Origin of the sequence: Pseudoxanthomonas suwonensis J47 (genome assembly GCF_000513955.1) — a bacterium.
Lineage (GTDB): Bacteria > Pseudomonadota > Gammaproteobacteria > Xanthomonadales > Xanthomonadaceae > Pseudoxanthomonas > Pseudoxanthomonas suwonensis_C.
In genome coordinates this window covers 73615-91612 of the sequence record NZ_AZUZ01000010.1, presented here as the reverse complement: position 1 = coordinate 91612, position 17998 = coordinate 73615, and the positions used below count along the sequence as shown (strand labels likewise).

Annotated in this window: 17 protein-coding genes; 11 read left to right on the top strand and 6 right to left on the bottom strand. The window is 70.5% G+C overall.

The features are described from left to right. Positions 1-6: 6 nt before the first annotated feature. Positions 7-1233, bottom strand: a complete 1227-nt coding sequence (locus tag M503_RS0103605) for a citrate synthase family protein (protein WP_037060378.1) — start codon at positions 1231-1233, stop codon at positions 7-9. A gap of 101 nt (positions 1234-1334) precedes the next feature. On the opposite strand from M503_RS0103605, the gene prpB reads away from it, so the two are divergent. The 3 genes from prpB to M503_RS0103590 are packed head-to-tail and all read left to right on the top strand — an operon-like array spanning position 1335 to position 4053. Beyond that, positions 1335-2219: a methylisocitrate lyase gene (gene prpB / locus M503_RS0103600; RefSeq protein ID WP_024869422.1), complete on the top strand. Its 885-nt coding sequence runs from the start codon at positions 1335-1337 to the stop codon at positions 2217-2219. A 52-nt stretch (positions 2220-2271) separates the two neighbouring features. Then, complete coding sequence (gene prpC, locus M503_RS0103595; protein ID WP_197017177.1) at positions 2272-3432, top strand: bifunctional 2-methylcitrate synthase/citrate synthase; 1161 nt, start codon at positions 2272-2274, stop codon at positions 3430-3432. Between the two features lie 39 nt (positions 3433-3471). Next, positions 3472-4053: a hypothetical protein gene (locus M503_RS0103590; RefSeq protein ID WP_028928097.1), complete on the top strand. Its 582-nt coding sequence runs from the start codon at positions 3472-3474 to the stop codon at positions 4051-4053. Between the two features lie 52 nt (positions 4054-4105). Here M503_RS0103590 and M503_RS0103585 read toward each other — a convergent pair whose 3' ends face one another. The 4 genes from M503_RS0103585 to M503_RS0103570 form a co-directional block, all read right to left on the bottom strand. Then, entirely contained in the window at positions 4106-4717 is a 612-nt protein-coding gene (locus M503_RS0103585; RefSeq protein ID WP_028920757.1) for a glutathione S-transferase family protein, read from the bottom strand. Positions 4718-4829: 112 nt separating this feature from the next. After that, positions 4830-5285, bottom strand: coding sequence for a cell wall hydrolase (locus tag M503_RS0103580; RefSeq protein ID WP_024869418.1), 456 nt, complete (start codon positions 5283-5285; stop codon positions 4830-4832). Positions 5286-5713: 428 nt separating this feature from the next. After that, entirely contained in the window at positions 5714-7762 is a 2049-nt protein-coding gene (locus tag M503_RS0103575; protein ID WP_028928096.1) for an NADPH-dependent 2,4-dienoyl-CoA reductase, read from the bottom strand. Between the two features lie 416 nt (positions 7763-8178). Then, positions 8179-9207: a zinc-binding alcohol dehydrogenase family protein gene (locus M503_RS0103570; RefSeq protein ID WP_028928095.1), complete on the bottom strand. Its 1029-nt coding sequence runs from the start codon at positions 9205-9207 to the stop codon at positions 8179-8181. A gap of 349 nt (positions 9208-9556) precedes the next feature. On the opposite strand from M503_RS0103570, the gene M503_RS0103565 reads away from it, so the two are divergent. The 5 genes from M503_RS0103565 (at position 9557) to M503_RS17955 (ending at position 13124) form a co-directional block, all read left to right on the top strand. Continuing rightward, the gene (locus M503_RS0103565) at positions 9557-10645 is read left to right on the top strand and encodes an OmpA family protein (protein ID WP_024869415.1); all 1089 of its coding nucleotides are present in this window, start codon (positions 9557-9559) and stop codon (positions 10643-10645) included. Positions 10646-10832: 187 nt separating this feature from the next. Further along, entirely contained in the window at positions 10833-11330 is a 498-nt protein-coding gene (locus M503_RS0103560; protein WP_028920760.1) for a hypothetical protein, read from the top strand. 16 nt (positions 11331-11346) lie between these two features. Further along, on the top strand, positions 11347-12195 hold the full coding sequence (locus tag M503_RS15600; protein WP_051414200.1) for a pseudouridine synthase: 849 nt from the start codon (positions 11347-11349) through the stop codon (positions 12193-12195). A 182-nt stretch (positions 12196-12377) separates the two neighbouring features. Then, the gene (locus M503_RS15595; RefSeq protein ID WP_051414199.1) at positions 12378-12665 is read left to right on the top strand and encodes a hypothetical protein; all 288 of its coding nucleotides are present in this window, start codon (positions 12378-12380) and stop codon (positions 12663-12665) included. A 129-nt stretch (positions 12666-12794) separates the two neighbouring features. Then, positions 12795-13124, top strand: a complete 330-nt coding sequence (locus tag M503_RS17955; protein WP_051414197.1) for a hypothetical protein — start codon at positions 12795-12797, stop codon at positions 13122-13124. A 53-nt stretch (positions 13125-13177) separates the two neighbouring features. On the opposite strand, the gene kbl is transcribed toward M503_RS17955, so the two are convergent. After that, complete coding sequence (kbl, locus tag M503_RS0103540; RefSeq protein WP_028920762.1) at positions 13178-14377, bottom strand: glycine C-acetyltransferase; 1200 nt, start codon at positions 14375-14377, stop codon at positions 13178-13180. 171 nt (positions 14378-14548) lie between these two features. Between kbl and M503_RS0103535 the strand changes: the two genes are divergently transcribed. Genes M503_RS0103535 through cysT form a run of 3 tightly spaced genes read left to right on the top strand, consistent with a single transcriptional unit; the run spans position 14549 to position 17977 of the window. Beyond that, positions 14549-15994: an OprO/OprP family phosphate-selective porin gene (locus M503_RS0103535; RefSeq protein WP_028920763.1), complete on the top strand. Its 1446-nt coding sequence runs from the start codon at positions 14549-14551 to the stop codon at positions 15992-15994. A 26-nt stretch (positions 15995-16020) separates the two neighbouring features. Further along, complete coding sequence (locus M503_RS0103530; protein ID WP_037060372.1) at positions 16021-17046, top strand: sulfate ABC transporter substrate-binding protein; 1026 nt, start codon at positions 16021-16023, stop codon at positions 17044-17046. Positions 17047-17080: 34 nt separating this feature from the next. Next, on the top strand, positions 17081-17977 hold the full coding sequence (gene cysT / locus M503_RS0103525; protein WP_051414195.1) for a sulfate ABC transporter permease subunit CysT: 897 nt from the start codon (positions 17081-17083) through the stop codon (positions 17975-17977). Positions 17978-17998 lie beyond the last annotated feature (21 nt).

The window sequence follows — 17998 nt, the reverse complement described above, 5'->3', positions numbered from 1 at the left end:
GGAGGGTCAGTCGTGCGGCACGTCGGCGTCGGCGTCCGGCTGCAGGCCGGTGTAGCGGGCGCGCGGACGGATCAGGCGGCCCAGGCTCTGCTGTTCGAGCGCGTGCGCGAGCCAGCCGGCAAGCCGTCCGGCGGCGAACATCGACAGCGCCGGCGCCGGGCCGAGGCCGTGGGTCCAGCAGATCGCGGCGAGCAGGAAGTCGACGTTCGGCTTGCGTCCGCTGGCCTTGGCCGCCGCTTCGATCACCGCTTCGAGCAGGCGCATCTTCGCCGCGTCCACCGGCGCCTCGCGCAGCATCGCCAGCAGCGCGCCGGCGCGTGGATCGCCATGCGGATAGAGCGCGTGGCCGAAGCCGGGCAGGTCCTCGCCGCGCTGCCAGCGGCTGGCGATGAAACGCTCCAGGTCGTGGCTGGCGCTGGCGTCCTCGATCAGGGCGAAGGCGCGCGCGGTGGCGCCGCCATGGCGCGGGCCGGACAGCGCGGCCAGGCCGGCGCAGACGGTGGCATGCAGGTGCGCGCCGGTGGAGGCGACCACGCGCGCGGCGAAGGCGGAGACGTTGAGTTCGTGGTCGGCGCACAGCACCAGCGCGGCGCGCACCAGGTTGGCGAAGGCCTCGTCGCCGGGACGCCAGGCCTCGCCGAGCAGGTGGTGCACCGGGCCGGCCGGACGCTGCGCGACCAGCAGCGCGGCGTTCTGCCGCAGCAGGGTGGCGGCCACCGCGCGGCGGGTGGGCTGGTCGGCCTGGAACGAGTGGGGCACGTGCAGAGCCAGCAGCGGGATCGCCGCCATGGCCCGGCTCAGCGGCGGCAGCGAGGTGTCGCCGGCCAGCGGGGCGACCCGCGCCGGCCAGTCGCCCGGCGGGCTGGCGAACGGGTCCTGGCTGCCGCAGTCCCACAGCAGGCGGGCGGTGTCCTCCAGGGTGGCGCCGGCATGGGCGGCGGTCACCGCCGAGCGGCCGCGGTAGTAGGGGCCGTCCGGGCGGATCAGCGAGATCCGGGTCTCCAGCACCGGCAGGCCGCGGTCCAGGCTCTGCGCGGCGCCGCGGGCCGGGCCGCGGCCCAGGCGCTTGCGCTGGGCCAGCCGTTCGACGTCCTGGCGCCGGTAGACCCGGCTGCGGTGGTCGTGTCCCGGGCGCGACTCGAGCAGGCCGCGGCTGACGTAGGCGTAGAGCGTGGCCGGGCTGATGCCGAGGATCCGGCAGGCTTCGGGGGCCGGGATCAGGTCGCTGTCCATACCGGAATCATTGATTGGAACGATCAAGATTGATCAACCGGTGACAGGGTGCCACATTGCCGGCGTCGCGTGCACTCCCCGCGCGCGCTGGAAACCTTCCGATGGCCATCTCTTCCCCGGGCGCGAAGTTCCGCGCCGCCCTTGCCGCCGAATCCCCGCTGCAGGTGATCGGCGCGATCAACGCCAACCACGCCCTGCTGGCCAGGCGCGCCGGCTACAAGGCGATCTACCTGTCCGGTGGCGGCGTCGCCGCCGGTTCGCTCGGCCTGCCGGACCTGGGCATCAACACGCTCGAGGACGTGCTGGTCGACACGCGCCGCATCACCGACGTGTGCGACCTGCCGCTGATGGTCGACATCGACACCGGCTTCGGCCCGAGTGCGTTCAACATCGAGCGCACGATCAAGTCGCTGATCAAGGCCGGCGCCGCGGCGTGCCACATCGAGGACCAGGTCGGCGCCAAGCGCTGCGGCCACCGCCCCGGCAAGGAGATCGTGACCCAGGGCGAGATGGTCGACCGGGTCAAGGCCGCGGCCGATGCCAAGACCGATCCGGACTTCTTCCTGATCGCGCGCACCGACGCGATCCAGGTCGACGGCGTGGATGCGGCGATCGAGCGTGCCATCGCCTGCGTGGAAGCCGGCGCCGACGGCATCTTCGCCGAGGCCGCCTACGACCTGGATACCTACCGCCGCTTCGTCGACGCGGTGAAGGTGCCGGTGCTGGCCAACATCACCGAGTTCGGCAAGACCCCGCTGTTCTCGCGCGAGGAGCTGGCCTCGGCCGGCGTCGCCATCCAGCTGTTCCCGCTGTCGGCGTTCCGCGCCGCCAACAAGGCCGCCGAGAACGTCTACCAGTCGATCCGCCGCGACGGCCACCAGAAGAACGTGGTCGGGACGATGCAGACCCGCGAGGAGCTGTACGACCGCATCGGCTACCACGCCTTCGAGCAGAAGCTCGACGCGCTGTTCGCCGCGAAGAAGTGACGCATCCAGCCCGGCGCCGAGGCGGCCGGGCCCCCGAACCAGGAGCATGAAGATGAGCGAGACCACCGCCCCCGCCACGCCGTTCAAGCCGAAGAAGTCCGTCGCCCTGTCCGGCACCGCCGCCGGCAACACCGCCCTGTGCACCGTCGGCCGCAGCGGCAACGACCTGCACTACCGCGGCTACGACATCCTCGACCTGGCCCGCGCCTGCGAATTCGAGGAAGTCGCCTACCTGCTGGTCCACGGCAAGCTGCCCAACCGCGCCGAACTGGCCGGCTACAAGGCCAAGCTGAAGGCCCTGCGCGGCGTTCCGGCCGGCGTGCGCGCCGCGCTGGAACAGCTGCCGCCGTCGGCGCACCCGATGGACGTGATGCGCACCGGCGTGTCGGTGCTCGGCTGCCTGGCGCCGGAAAAGGACGACCACAACCATCCGGGCGCGCGCGACATCGCCGACAAGCTGATGGCCTCGCTCGGCCCGATGCTGCTGTACTGGTACCACTACAGCCACAACGGCGTGCGCATCGACCTGGACAGCGACGAGGATTCGATCGGCGGCCACTTCCTGCACCTGCTGCACGGCGAGAAGCCGCGCGAGTCGTGGGTCAAGGCGATGCACACCTCGCTGGTCCTCTACGCCGAGCACGAGTTCAACGCCTCGACCTTCACCGCGCGCGTGATCGCCGGCACCGGCTCGGACATGTACAGCTGCATCGCCGGCGCCATCGGCGCGCTGCGCGGTCCCAAGCACGGCGGCGCCAACGAGGTCGCGTTCGAGGTGCAGAAGCGCTACGAGACGCCGGACCAGGCGGAAGCCGACATACGCGCCCGTGTGGAGCGCAAGGAGGTGGTGATCGGTTTCGGCCACCCGGTGTACACCGTTTCCGACCCGCGCAACGAGGTCATCAAGCAGGTCGCCCAGGAGCTGTCCGCCGAGCAGTCGAACATGAAGATGTACGACATTGCCGAGCGGTTGGAGGCAGTTATGTGGGAGATCAAGAAAATGTTCCCGAACCTCGACTGGTTCAGCGCCGTCAGCTACCACATGATGGGCGTACCCACGAGCATGTTTACCCCTCTTTTCGTGATCGCCCGTACCGCCGGCTGGAGTGCCCATGTAATCGAGCAGCGGATCGATGGCAAGATCATCCGGCCCAGCGCCAACTACACGGGGCCTGAGGACCAGGAGTTCGTTCCGATGGATCGGCGGGGATGAAGAGGATCACGGCAATGCGCAGACGCCTTAGGGGGGACCATGCGCGAGGTGATGTATCGAAAGACAGAGGCCGGTAGGGAAGAAATCAGCCAGAGAACGCGCAAGCTGCCGACGCAGCTGCGCACGATCCTGTTGATGGTCGATGGCCAGCGCACGCCAGCCCAGCTGCGTGCGCTGATCAACGACATGAAGGCTCCACCGGACACGCTGGAGCAGCTGGCACTCGAGGGGCTGATCGAACTGGTGCCGGCCGGCTTCAACGCCGCCGGCGTGGTCGACGTGGTGACGCCGCGCGGGGGCGCGGCGCCGGCAACGGATACCGCGGAAGCGGCGGCGGTCGCCGCCCTCGAGGCGCAGGCGGTGGCGGAAGCGCAGGAAGCCGACGACGCCTCGGCGGCGCAGTCGGGCAAGTACATCCTGCTGTACGAGAAGATGAGCGAGGCCGTGCGCGCCCACCTGGGCCTGCGCGGCTATTTCATGCAGCTGAAGATCGAACGCTGCACGACCGCCGACGAACTGGAAGAGCTGCTGCCGGAGTTCCGCGAGGCCCTGGCCAAGGCCAAGGGCGAAACCTTCGCGTCGGACTGGCTGCGGGCGTTGTCGCCGGTCGCCGCCTCGTAAACGGCCGCGGCCGGCGCGTGCCGGCCGCGGGTCTTCGCCGGGGCTGGCCCGATCAGGCCAGGCCTTCGGCCTTCAGCGCCTGCTGCACGCCGGCGTCGGCATCCATGCGCGCGCGGAACGCGGCCAGGTGCTCCAGGCCGGACAGGTCGACGCCGACGCGGTCGGCCCAGCGCGTAGTGACGTACAGGTACGGATCGGCGTAGCTGCGGAAGCCGGCCAGCCACTCGCGGCCGGCCAGCTGGCGGTCGGCGACCTCGAACAGGCTGCGCACGCGCTTGCGCGCGGCGGCCTTGAGTGCGTCGTGCTGGGCCGGGTCCTCGATGTAGTTGCCGGGGCCGAAGATCGGCTTGAACGCCGGGTGCAGGTCGGAATTGACGAAGGCCAGCCAGCGGGCCGCCTCGGCGCGCTGGCGCGCGCTGCCGTCGCCGGCCAGGCCCGCCTGCGGGAAGCTGTCGGCCACGTAGCCGACGATGGCGGCGTTCTGGGTCAGGACGAAGTCGCCGTCCACCAGCACCGGCACCGCGCCGGACGGGTTGAGCGCGCGGAATTGCGGCGACTTCATGTAGTCGGCGTCGACCACCTGGAGCTCGAACGGCTGGCCGGTCCAGCACAGGTCGATGTGGACGGCGGTCGAGCAGGCACCGGGCTTGGTGTAGAGCTTCATGTATTCCCCTGCACTTGGGATCGGGATGGAAAGACCCGCGATTATCGCGGGTCGGCCATCCAGCGTGCAGGGGGCGACAGGACGGCCCGCGAGCGCGCCGGCCTGCGCGGGCTCAGGTGCGCGGCTTGAGGCGCTGCACCCGGTAGAAGGTGTGGTCGCCGATCGTCGCCACCTGGTAGGCGTTGCTCCACGCCGGGCTGGCGATGGCGTGCGCGGCGAAGTGGCTGGCGCCAGGCACGATCTCGCGGCGCTGGCCCACCGGCAGGGCCCAGTTGCGCTCGGCGCGCAGGGCCACGTCCACGGAGCGGTCCCAGGCCTTGAGGTTGGCAAGGCGGGTGTTGGGCGAGACGATGGTCGGCGCGAACTGCTTGCGCGCGGTGACCACGTCGCACATCGAATTGCCCCACAGGCCGCTGTCGCGGCGGCGCAGGGCGACCTCGGCGACCGCTTCCTGGCCGCGGACGCTCTGGTCGCGCGCTTCCAGGTAGACGGTGGTGCTGAGGCACAGCGAGTCGGCGGCCGGCTGCGGCAGGAGCTGCGACAGCCAGAGGATCCACGCCAGTTTCATGTTGTCTCCTTGCTCCGTCTGCGCGGCGTCCTGGCGGTGGACACGAGGGTCCGTTGCCGGGGCGACGCGGGGCGTCATGGGGAGGCGGCCATTGGTTCCGGGGCCGCCCGGGTTGCCGGCGAATTTGGTGGGCCGGCGGTGGCCTGCCAGGGGAGGGGGGCAGGCCCGAATTGGCGCGCACGATAGGTGCCGGTTTCCCAACCGAAACTGAATGAGCCAGCTTGACATGCGCTGCTGGCATAGGGTCTGGAAGTGAGGCGCGCGGAAAAATCCCTCGCGTATTCAGCAAGTTGTGCGAAACGGATTCCGGCTCCTCGGCCGGCCATCACACCTGAACGACCGCGCCTTCACCCCTCCCACCGGGAGAGGGGCAGGGGGAGAGGGCCGGCAGCCGACGCGCTCCGGGCCTCCCGCGGGCGCCCGACCCCTCAAAGCCTCGCCGCCAGCCTGGATCCCTGGTCGATCGCCCGCTTGGCATCCAGCTCCGCCGCCACGTCCGCGCCGCCGATCAGGTGCACCGGGGCGGTGGTCCCGGCCGCCTGCAATGCGGCCTGCAGGTCGCGGCGTGGTTCCTGGCCGGCGCATACGACTACCGTGTCGACCGGCAGCCACTGCTCGGCGCCGTCCACCCGCAGGTGCAGGCCCTGGTCGTCCACGCCCAGGTACTCGACCCCGCCCAGCATCTTCACGCCCTTGGCCTTGAGCGTGGCCCGATGGATCCAGCCGGTGGTCTTGCCCAGCTTGCGGCCGGGCCGGCCGGGGCTGCGCTGCAGCAGCCAGACCTCGCGCGCCGGCGGTTCCGGGCGCGGCGGGACCAGGCCGCCGCGGCTGCCGCCTTCGAAATCCACGCCCCATTCGGCGCGCCAGCGCTGGCCGTCCAGGCTGGGCGACTCGCCCTCGTGGACCAGGAACTCGGCCACGTCGAAGCCGATGCCACCAGCGCCGATGATCGCCACCCGGCGACCGGGCACGGCGCGGCCGGAGAGCACGTCGATGTAGCCGGTGACCTTGGGGTGGTCGGCGCCGGGGAAGTCGACCCGGCGCGGCAGGATGCCGGTGGCCAGGACGATCTCGTCGAAGCCGGCCAGTCCGGCTGGCGTCGCGACCGTACCCAGGCGCAGCTCCACCCCGGTCTCGGCGATCCGCTCGCCGAAGTAGCGCAGGGTCTCGTTGAACTCTTCCTTGCCCGGGATGCGCCGGGCCAGGTTGAACTGGCCGCCGATCGCGTCGGCCGCGTCGAACAGGGTCACCGCATGGCCACGCTGCGCGGCGACGGTGGCGCAGGCCAGGCCGGCCGGACCGGCGCCGACCACGGCGATGCGCTTCTTATATGTAGTGGGCAGGTAGTTGAGTTCGGTCTCGGCGCCGGCGCGCGGGTTGACCAGGCAGCTGGCGACCTTGCCGACGAAGATGTGGTCCAGGCACGCCTGGTTGCAGGCGATGCAGGTGTTGATCGCGTGGGCGCGGCCGGCACGGGCCTTGTTCGGCCACTCCGGGTCGGCCAGCAGCGGGCGCGCCAGCGAGACCATGTCGGCCTGGCCGGCGGCCAGAATGGATTCCGCCACGTCGGGCATGTTGATGCGGTTGACCGCGACCAGCGGCAGCGAGACGTGCGGCTTGAGCCTGGCGGTGATCCCGGCGAACGCCGCGCGCGGCACCGAGGTGGCGATGGTCGGTACCCGCGCCTCGTGCCAGCCGATCCCGGAATTGATGATGGTCGCGCCGGCGGCCTCGACCGCCCTGGCCTGCGCCACCACCTCGTCCCAGGCGTTGCCGTCCTCGACCAGGTCCAGCAGCGACAGCCGGTAGATCAGGATGAAATCCGGGCCGCAGGCCTCGCGCACCCGGCGCACGGTCTCCACCGCGAAGCGCATGCGCTTCTCCGCGTTGCCACCCCAGGCGTCATCGCGGCGGTTGGTGCGCGGCGCGGTGAACTGGTTGATGAGGTAGCCCTCCGAGCCCATCACCTCGACGCCGTCGTAGCCGGCCTCGCGGGCGCGGGCGGCGGCGCTGGCGAAGGCGCGGATCTGCCGCTCGACGCCGCGGGCGGTGAGGGCGCGCGGGGTGAACGGGCTGATCGGCGCCTTCAACTTCGACGGCGCCACCACCAGCGGGTGGAAGCCGTAGCGGCCCGAATGCAGGAGTTGCATGCAGATCTTCGCGCCGTGCTGGTGGACGGCGGCGGTGACCTGGCGGTGCCGGGCGGTTTCCCAAGGCCACGACAGCTTGCCGCCGAACGGCGACAGCCAGCCCTCCAGGTTCGGCGCGAAGCCGCCGGTGACGATCAGGCCGGCGCCGCCGGCGGCACGCTCGGCGAAGTAGGCGGCCAGCTTCGGGAAGTCGCGGGCGCGGTCCTCCAGGCCGGTGTGCATGGAGCCCATCAGCACGCGGTTGCGCAGTGTGGTGAACCCCAGGTCCAGCGGCTCGAACAGGTGCGGGTACGGCGTGGCGGAAGCGACGTTTGCAGCTGGCGTCATGACGGATACGCATGCGTACGGATCGCGCATCCTCCCGCCAAACGGTCCCGGCGGCAAGTGGGGCGGTGGGGCGGGGCCCTGCCGCCAGCGACGCGCCGCATTCTGTAGAGCGGGGCTTGCCCCGCTGCCCCTCGCGCGCAGGGACATCCGGCGCGGGAGCCGACCGGCAATCCTCGTAGAGCGGGGCTTGCCCCGCTGCCCCTCGCACGCAGGGACATCCGGCGCGGAAGCCGGGCGGCATCCCCGTAGAGCGGGGCTTGCCCCGCTGCCCTTCGCGCGCTGGGACATCAGGCGCGGGAGCCGGGCAGGCATCCCTGTAGAGCGGGGCTTGCCCGCTGTCCCTCGAGCGCCGGGACACCAGGCGTGGGAGTCGGGCAGGCCCGACTCTACAGGGGGGTGAGGCGCTTCTGCGGGGGTCAGTCCCAGCCGGCCAGGGCCAGCTTGCCGATCGCGGTGCCTGCTTCCATCCGCCGGTGCGCCTCGCGCAGGTTGGCCGCGTTGATCGGCCCCAGCACTTCGGTGAGCGTGGTGCGCAGTTCGCCGGCCTCGACGAGGCTGCCGGCGCGGGACAGGATGCGGTGGTGGCAGATCATGTCGGCGGTGCGGAACTTCGGCCGGGCGAACATGAACTCCCAGTGGATGCCGATGCATTTGGCCTTGTAGGGATCGCCGATGCGCAGCGCGCCGGCGGGTTCCACGACCAGGCCGACATGGCCCTGCGGCGCCAGCAGTTCGCCGAGCGGTTCCCAGTAGCGGTCGGTGTCGGCGAGGTTGATCGCCGCGTCGACGCTGTCGAAACCCAGCGCCTGCAGCTGCGGCGCCAGCGGCTGGCGGTGGTCGACCACGTGGTGGGCGCCCATCCGTTCGCACCACTGCCGCGTCTGCGGGCGCGAGGCGGTGGCGATCACCTTGAAACCGGCGTGCCGCGCCAGCTGGATCGCGATCGAACCGACGCCGCCAGCCCCGGCGATGACCAGCAGGCTGCGCCCGTTTTCCTCGGCGTCGAAGTCGAACGGCATGCGTTCGAACAGCAGTTCCCAGGCGGTGATGGTGGTCAGCGGCAGCGCCGCGGCTTCGGCGAAATCCAGGGTGGTGGGCTTCGGCCCGGCCAGGCGCTCGTCGACCAGCTGGTACTGCGCATTGCAGCCGGGGCGGGTGACGTCGCCGGCGTAGTAGACCTCGTCGCCGGGCTGGAACAGCTCCACTTCCTCGCCCACCGCCTCGACCACGCCGGCGGCGTCGAAGCCGAGGATCCGCGGCGGATCCAGGGTCGCCGGCGCGCCGGGTTTCGGCGCCCGCAGCTTGGCGTCGACCGGATTGACCGAGACCGCCTCGACGCGGACGAGGAGGTCGCGCGGGCCGGGCTGGGGCCGCGGCAGGCGCAGGTCCTGCAGCGCGTCCGGATCGTCGATCGGCAGGTGGCGGGTAAGGGCGACGGCTTTCATTTCCTCGGCCATGGCGGTGTCCGGTCTGGGGGGGAAAACGAGCAAGTATGCGCCGGCCGGGCATAAAGGTGGCCGCTGGAATCCGCGGGGTGCGTTCCACGCTTCCGGCCCCCGGGGAAACCCCGGGAACGCTTGCGGATTCGGAGCGCAATAATCAGAGTGGGAACGGATCGACGGTTTTCACATGTTATGTTACTGTTAACACCGTCTTCACCTGGTCCCGAATAGGCTTCCGCGGGACGACGTGCAGCACGGCCGTCTGGATGTCTGCCGCAAAGATTCGTTGCGTATTGACGCGTTAATCGGCAATCCGGTTTTTCAAACCCCCGAATCAGCAAGGAGCTACACGATGAACAAGAAACTTCTGACCGCTGCGCTGCTCGGCGGCCTCGCCGTTGCGCAGGCTGCTTCCGCGCAGGAGTTCGACGACCGCTGGTACCTGACCGGTTCGGCGGGTTTCAACTTCCAGGACAGCGACCGTGGTACCGAGGACGTCCCGTACCTGGCCCTGGGCATGGGCAAGTTCATCAGCCCGAACTGGTCGCTCGATGCCGAGCTGAACCACCAGAACCCGGGTCTGAACAGCAACCGCCACCTCAACTGGAGCCAGTACGGCGTCTCGCTGGACTTCCGCCGCCACCTGATCCAGGAAGGCCGCGCGTATAACCCGTACTTCCTGTTCGGCGTCGGCTACCAGCGCGCCGAGGAAGAGTGGGACGCGTTCCCGAGCCCGGATTCGCCGCAGCAGCGCGAGGAAGGCAACCTGGCCGCCAAGGTCGGCGTCGGCCTGCAGACCACCTTCGACAGCCGCGTCGCCGTGCGCGCTGAAGTCGCCTACCGCGCCGACTTCGACGACCGCAGCGTCAACGCCCCGAACGAGGACTGGTTCGGCGACGTCCTGGCCTCGATCGGCCTGGTGATCCCGCTGGGCCCGGCCCCGGTCGCCGCCCCGCCGCCGGCCCCGACCCCGGTCGCCCCGAGCTGCGCCGACCTGGATGACGACGGCGACGGCGTCAACAACTGCGACGACCGCTGCCCGGGCACCCCGGCTGGCACCATCGTCGGTCCGGACGGCTGCCCGGTCCCGGTGTCGATCGACCTGAAGGGCGTGAACTTCGACTTCGACAAGGCCACCCTGCGTCCGGACGCCCTGGCGATCCTGGGCGAGGCGACCGAGATCCTGCGCCGCTATCCGGAGCTGCGCGTTGAAGTCGCCGGCCACACCGACCTGTGCGGTCCGGACGACTACAACCAGAAGCTGTCGGAGCGTCGCGCCAAGACCGTGTACGACTACCTGACCAGCAATGGCATCGACGCCTCGCGTCTGGCCGGCCCGATCGGTTACGGCGAGAGCCGTCCGCTGGAGCCGACCCCGCAGACCCTGCCGGGCTGCAAGAGCGAGACCAACCGCCGTACCGAGCTGAACGTCCAGAACTGATCGGACGCCAAGCTGCAAGACCACAAGGCCCGGCATCGCCGGGCCTTGTTTTTTTCCGGCCGGCGGCGCGGTGCCGCGCGCGAAAACGTGCGCGCGCTGGCAACTGCGCGCTCCGGCCTGCATTCGTTCTTGAATCGACCGGGGGCGCTGCCTACACTCGGTCGCATTCCTGTCCTGGAGCACTTCCATGCGCGCTCTCGCCGCCGCCTTCTTCGGCATCGCCCTTGTTCCGGCCGCCGCGATCGCCGCGCCGGACTGCTCCGGTTCCTCGCTGCAGCAGCCCCTGCCGCTCGCGTCGACCGCGGTCGCTCCGGTGGCCGTGGAACTGGGTTCGCGCACCTCGCAACTGGGCATGCCCAGCGGCGTGCTGACCCCGGAGTTCGACAGCGCCCAGTCGCTGGATCGCGTGCTGCTGCGCCTGCGCATCGAGAACTGCCGCAACATCGCCAACGCGCTGCCGGCGGCCGCGGCGGTCAATGCCAACGATCCGGCCGCGTACAAGCCGAAGACCGAGTTCGACAACACGCCCTGGCGTTTCAACATGACCCAGGACGGCAAGCGCATGACCGCCGACGAGTTCGACGCCTGGATGAAGGCGCGCGGCGCGCGCGTGGCCACGGGCAAGCCGACCACCGCCACCCCGGCAGCCGCGCCTGCGGCAGGGGCCGCGGCGCGGGCGAACTGAGCCTTCCCGGCCTGCCATGAAGGGCGGGACGCGCTCCCGTCCGCCGGGAACGGACCCTTCGGGTAAACCCGCCGATGCACCGCGCCGGCATGGCCTGGCGCGGGTGCTGTCGAAGGCGGGCGTGTGTTCGCGCAGCGAGGCCGAGCGCTGGGTCCGCGCCGGCCGCGTGCGCGTGGACGGGCGCGTGGTCCTCGACCCGGAGCATCCGCTCCACGACGGCATGCGCCGGGTCCAGGTCGACGGCCTCGAAGCGGCGGCGCCACGGCGCCACTACCTCGTGCTCAACAAGCCGCGCGGCCTGGTCACCACCGCGCGCGACGAGCGCGGCCGCGACACGGTCTACCGCTGCCTCGACGGCGGCGGCCTGCCATGGCTGGCGCCGGTCGGGCGCCTGGACAAGGCCAGCGAAGGCCTGCTGCTCTTCAGTAACGATCCGGAATGGGCGGCGCGGGTACTGGATCCGCAGCACGGCCCGGACAAGACCTACCACGTGCAGGTCGACCGCGTGCCCGACGCGGCGCTGCTGGCCGCGCTGTGCGACGGCGTGGTCGAGGAGGGCGAGCGCCTGCGCGCGAAGTCGGTGGCCCTGCTGCGCAGCGGCACGCGCAATGCATGGCTGGAGATCGTGCTCGACGAAGGACGGAACCGGCAGATCCGCCGCCTGCTGGCGGCCTTCGACGTCGGCGTGCTGCGGCTGGTGCGGGTGGCCATCGGCCAGCTGCAGCTGGGCACGCTGGGCAAGGGCCAGTGGCGCGAACTGGAAGCCGCCGAACGTGACGCGCTGGCACCAGCCTCCGCCGATTCCACTCGCGGCAACGCGAAGCCGCCATCCCCCCTCTCCCCCCGGGAGAGGGGCCGGGGGTGAGGGTAGGCCGCCCGCCAAGCACGCATTTCTCCCTTGGGAGAGGGCCGGCCACCCCACCACGCCCGCATGCCGACCCTCTCCCAACCGCCATCGCCGCCGACGCTCCCATCGCGCGCACGTCCCTAGACTGAGGTATCGCGCCGTCCAGGACCGCCATGCCCTCGAATACCACTCCCATACGAATGCCCGCCGCGCTGGCCCTGGCTTCGCTGCTGGCCGGCTGCGCTGGCGAACGCGCAAGGGAACCCGTGGCTGCCGAGGTCGTGGAGGAAGATCCGGAAGCGGTCATCCTGCTCGATCCGGACGACCCGTATGCCTACCGCTTCGACATGGAGCAGGAGGGCGTCCGGATGACCGCCGACGACTTCGATGCCTGGATGAAGCGCCACGGCATGAAGATCAGCAAGGGCGCCCCCGCCCCGGCGCTGCCCGATCCGCCGCCGGCCCTGCCGGAACCGCCGGCGGACTGAGCGCGGGCGCACGCTTCGCGCGGGACGCCGGTGGCAGCCTGCGAATCCGCCGGGACGTGGGGCGCGCAGGCATGTTTTTCCGCTCCCGGACGGGGCTAGACTCGCCTCGCATCTCCGGGGGAAATACGCATGTCCAGCACCGAACGCGTTGTCCGCGCCTGCCTGATCCTGTCCGCCACCGCCGTGCTTGCCGCCTGCGCCAGTACCCGCGAACAGCCCACCGCGCAGGCCACGCCTGCGCCGGCCGCCAAGGTGGCCGATGCGAAGGACCCTTACGCCTACCGCTTCAACATGACCCAGAACGGCAAGGCGATGAGCGCCGACGACTTCGACGCCTGGATGAAGGCGCGTGGCCTGCGCGTGTCCAAGGGCGCGGAGCCGGTGCAGAAGGATCCGAAGCTGGTCGCGCAAGGCGCGGCCAAGGCCAGGCCGAAGAGCCAGGACAAGGGCTCGGACTGAGTCGTCCGGCCTGAGCGGGGCGGGGCGCGCCGTCGGCCGGCGCGCCCGCGTCGTCAGCCCTTGATGACGCCCAGTTCGCGGCCGATGCGGGTGAACGCGTCGATCGCACGGTCCAGGTGCTCGCGCGTGTGCGCGGCGCTCATCTGCGTGCGGATGCGCGCCTGGCCCTGCGGCACCACCGGGAAGAAGAAGCCGATCGCGTAGATGCCTTCCTCGAGCAGGCGCCCGGCGAAGCGCTGCGCCAGCGGCGCGTCGTACAGCATCACCGGGCAGATCGGGTGCACGCCCGGCTTGATGTCGAAGCCGGCGGCGGTCATGCGCTCGCGGAAGTAGGCAGTGTTCTCCCGCAGGCGGGTGCGCAGCTCGCCGGCCGAGGACAGCATGTCGAAGGCCTTGATGCCCGCGGCCACCACGTGCGGCGGCAGCGAGTTGGAGAACAGGTACGGACGCGAGCGCTGGCGCAGCATCTCGATCACTTCCTTCCGCGCGGTGGTGAAGCCGCCCAGCGCGCCACCCATGGCCTTGCCGAGGGTGCCGGTGAAGATGTCGATCTTCTCCAGCACGCCCTTGACCTCGGCCGAGCCGCGGCCGGTGGCGCCGAGGAAGCCGGTGGCGTGGCATTCGTCGATGTGCACCAGGGCGTCGTACTTCCTGGCCAGCGCGGTGATCTCGTCCAGCGGGGCGATGAAGCCGTCCATCGAGAACACGCCGTCGGTGGTGACCATGATCGTGCGCGCGCCGTCGGCCCGGGCCTGCTGCAGCTGCTTCTCCAGGTCGGCCATGTCGCAGTTGGCGTAGCGGTAACGCTTCGCCTTGCACAGGCGCACGCCGTCGATGATGGACGCGTGGTTGAGCGCGTCGGAGATGATCGCGTCGTTCTCGTCCAGCAGCGGCTCGAACAGGCCGCCGTTGGCGTCGAAGCAGGCGGCGTAGAGGATCGTGTCCTCGGTGCCGAAGAATTCCGCGATCTTCGCCTCCAGCTGCTTGTGCAGGTCCTGGGTGCCGCAGATGAAGCGCACCGAGGCCATGCCGAAGCCGTGGCTGTCCAGGGCCTTCTTGGCCTCGGCGATGATGTCCGGATGGTCGGCCAGGCCCAGGTAGTTGTTGGCGCAGAAGTTGAGCACCTTGCGGCCGTCGGCCAGCCCGATCTCGGCCGACTGCGGGCTGGTGATGACCCGTTCGGCCTTGAACAGGCCCTGCTGGCGCAGGCCTTCGAGCTGGGTGGCGTAGCGGGCGAGGGCGGCCTCGGACATCACAGATCCTTGTTCGGAAAGGGAAAGCGCCAATTCTAAGCCGGCCGCCCGGACCACGCCGGCTTAATGGCTATCGGCTATAAGAGGCCGCCCCTTATTCATTTCCCGTGGCCAAGCTGAATAGGGACTATCCTGTTACCGGCCACGGGCCATGACGCAGGGTCAAGGGCAATGCAGCGACACAATCGAGTGCAGGGTGCCGGCGGGAGGTCGCCGCTGTGGCTGACCGGGGCGCTGGCCTGCGCCCTGGCGGTGCCGGCGGCGGCCCAGCAGCAGGCACCGACCCTGGAGGAACTGGCCCGCCGGCTTGCCCAGCTGGAGCAGCGCTACGGCGCCGGCACTGCCGGGGAAGGCGAGGAAGGCCTCGACCTGGCCGCGCTGGACCAGCGCCTCCGCGCCCTGGAGCGCAACCTCGAGCTGCAGGAGGAGGCGCGCCAGGCGAAGGAGAAGGAGGCGGCCGTGGTGACGGTCAACAATCGCGGCGCCTCGCTGAAGTCGTCCAACGGCGATTACGAAGTTCGCATCCGCGGCCTGCTCCAGGGCGACGGCCGCTTCTTCAGCAGCGGCACGCCGGGCGCCAACGACACCTTCCTGCTGCGCACCGCGCGCCCGACCATCGAGGGCACGCTGGGCAAGTGGATCGGCTACCGCTTCACCCCGGAATTCGCCGGCGACAGCGCCAGCATCGTCGACGCCTACGCCGACCTGAAGTTCTCGCCGGCCGCCAGCGTCCGCGTGGGCAAGTTCACCTCGCCGGTGGGCCTGGAGCGGCTGCAGTCGTCGGCCTCGCTTTCGGCGGTGGAACGCGGCATCGCCAGCGAGCTGGCGCCCAACCGCGACATCGGCGTGCAGCTGCAGGGCGAGCTGGCCAAGGGCACCGTGTCCTACGCGCTGGGCGTGTTCAACGGCTCGGTCGACGGCCGCGACGCGACCACCACCAACCCCGACGACGAGTTCGAGTACGCCGGCCGCCTGTTCGTCGAGCCGTTCCGCAACGACCCCGGCTTCTGGTCCGGGCTGGGCTTCGGCATCGGCGGCAGCGTCGGCGACGTCAGCGGCAGCGGCAACAACTTCCTGCCGCGCTACCGCACGCCGGGCCAGCAGCAGTTCTTCGGCTACCGCGGCACGGTCGCCGCCGACGGCCGCCGCACCCGCTGGTCGCCGCAGGGGTACTTCTACCGCAACCGCTTCGGCCTGCTGGCCGAGTACATCCGGTCGTCGCAGGAAGTGGCCGTCGCCGGGACCCGCACCGAGCTGGACCACGACGCCTGGCAGGCCACGCTCAGCTGGGTGCTGACCGGCGAGGACGCCTCCTACCGCGGCGTGGCCAAGCCTTCCAGCCCGTTCAACCCGGGCAAGGGCGGCTGGGGCGCCTGGGAACTCATCGGCCGCTACGGCGAGCTGGACGTGGACGACGGCGCCTTCCCGCTGTTCGCCGATCCGGCGGTCTCGGCGCGCAGCGCGCAGACCTGGACGGTGGGCGTGAACTGGTACCTCAACAGCAACCTCAAACTGGTCGCCAACTACCTGCAGACGAGCTTCGACGGCGGTGCCGCCGGCGGCGCCGACCGCAGGGACGAGAAGGCGGTGTTTACCCGGCTGCAGGTCGCGTTCTGACCTGGCGCCATTACCGGAGCATGCACATGAAGAAGTCCAACCTCAGCCGGTCCGCGATCCGCGTCGGTGCCGCCGTGTTCGGCCTGGTGCTGGCCGTCGGCGCGATGGCCAAGGACCTGCAGCTGCTGAACGTGTCCTACGACCCGACCCGCGAGCTGTACCGCGAGTTCAACGCCGCCTTCGCCAGACACTGGCAGGAGACCAAGGGCCAGAAGGTGGTGATCGAGGCCTCGCACGGCGGCTCCGGCAAACAGGCGCGCGCGGTGATCGATGGCCTGGAGGCCGACGTGGTCACCCTGGCCCTGGCCTACGACATCGACTCGATCGTCGAGCGCGCGAAGCTGCTGCCGCCGAACTGGCAGCAGCGCCTGCCGGAGAACAGCGCGCCGTACACCTCGACCATCGTGTTCCTGGTGCGCAAGGGCAACCCGAAGAACATCAAGGACTGGCCGGACCTGCTGCGCTCCAACGTCAAGGTCATCACGCCCAACCCGAAGACCTCCGGCGGCGCGCGCTGGAACTACCTGGCGGCGTGGGCCTTCGGCCTGAAGATATTCAAGGGCGACGAGGACAAGACCCGCAACTTCGTCGCCGCGCTGTTCCGCAACGTGCCGGTGCTGGATACCGGCGCGCGCGGCTCGACCACCACCTTCGTCCAGCGCGGCATCGGCGACGTGCTGCTGGCCTGGGAAAACGAGGCGTTCCTGTCGATCGAGGAGCTGGGTCCGGACAAGTTCGACATCGTCGTGCCCTCGCTGTCGATCCTGGCCGAGCCGCCGGTGGCGCTGGTCGACCGCAACGTCGACAAGCACGGCACCCGCGAGGTCGCGCAGGCCTACCTGCAGTACCTGTACTCGCCGGAAGGCCAGAAGATCGCGGCGAAGAACTACTACCGCCCGCGTTACCCGCAGCACGCCGACCCCGCCGACGTGGCGCGCTTCCCCAAGGTGGAGCTGGTGACCATCGACCAGGTGTTCGGTTCCTGGGCCGCGGCGCAGAAGAAGCACTTCGCCGACGGCGGCGTGTTCGACCAGATCCAGGCGAAGAAGTAAAAGGCGACCGTCACCCGATGCAGCGCAAACGCCCATGAGTTCGAATCCGGCCATTCCGCGCCGCGACGCCACGCCGCCTCCGGGCGGCGTGGCCGCGCGTGCGCGCCGCCGCCGCGTCGTCCCCGGCTTCGGCCTGAGCCTGGGCTACACGCTCGCCTGGCTCGGCCTGATCGTGCTGATCCCGCTGGCCGGCGTGTTCGTGTACTCCTCGCAGCTGGGCTGGGACGGGCTATGGCGCGCCTGGTCCGAGCCGCGGGTACTGGCGGCACTGAAGATCAGCTTCGGCACCGCGCTGGTGGCGGCGGCATTCAACGCGGTGATGGGCACGCTGGTGGCGTGGGTGTTCGTGCGCTACCGCTTCCCGGGCCGGCGCCTGTTCGACGCGATGATCGACCTGCCGTTCGCGCTGCCGACCGCGGTGGCGGGCATCGCGCTCACCGCGCTGTACGGCCCCAGTGGCTGGATCGGCCGCTGGCTGGAGGCGGCCGGGGTCAAGGTCGCGTACACGCCGCTCGGCATCACCGTGGCGCTGGTGTTCATCGGCCTGCCGTTCGTGGTGCGGGTGGTGCAGCCGGTGCTGGCCGAGGTCGAGCGCGAACTCGAAGAGGCCGCGGCCACGCTCGGCGCCAGCCGCTGGCAGATCGTGCGCAAGGTGGTGCTGCCGGCGGCCTGGCCGGCGGTGCTGGCCGGCTTCGCCCTGGCCTTCGCCCGCGGCGTGGGCGAATACGGCTCGGTGATCTTCATCGCCGGCAACATCCCGCAGGTGTCGGAGATCGCGCCGCTGCTGATCACGATCAAGCTCGAGGAATTCGACTACGCCGGCGCGACCGCCATCGCGGTGGCGATGCTGCTGCTGTCCTTCGCGCTGCTGCTGGTGATCAACACACTGCAGTCGCGCCTGGCCCGCCGCGAGCGCGGCAGGGGGAACTGACGTGGGTGGTACATTGCAAGG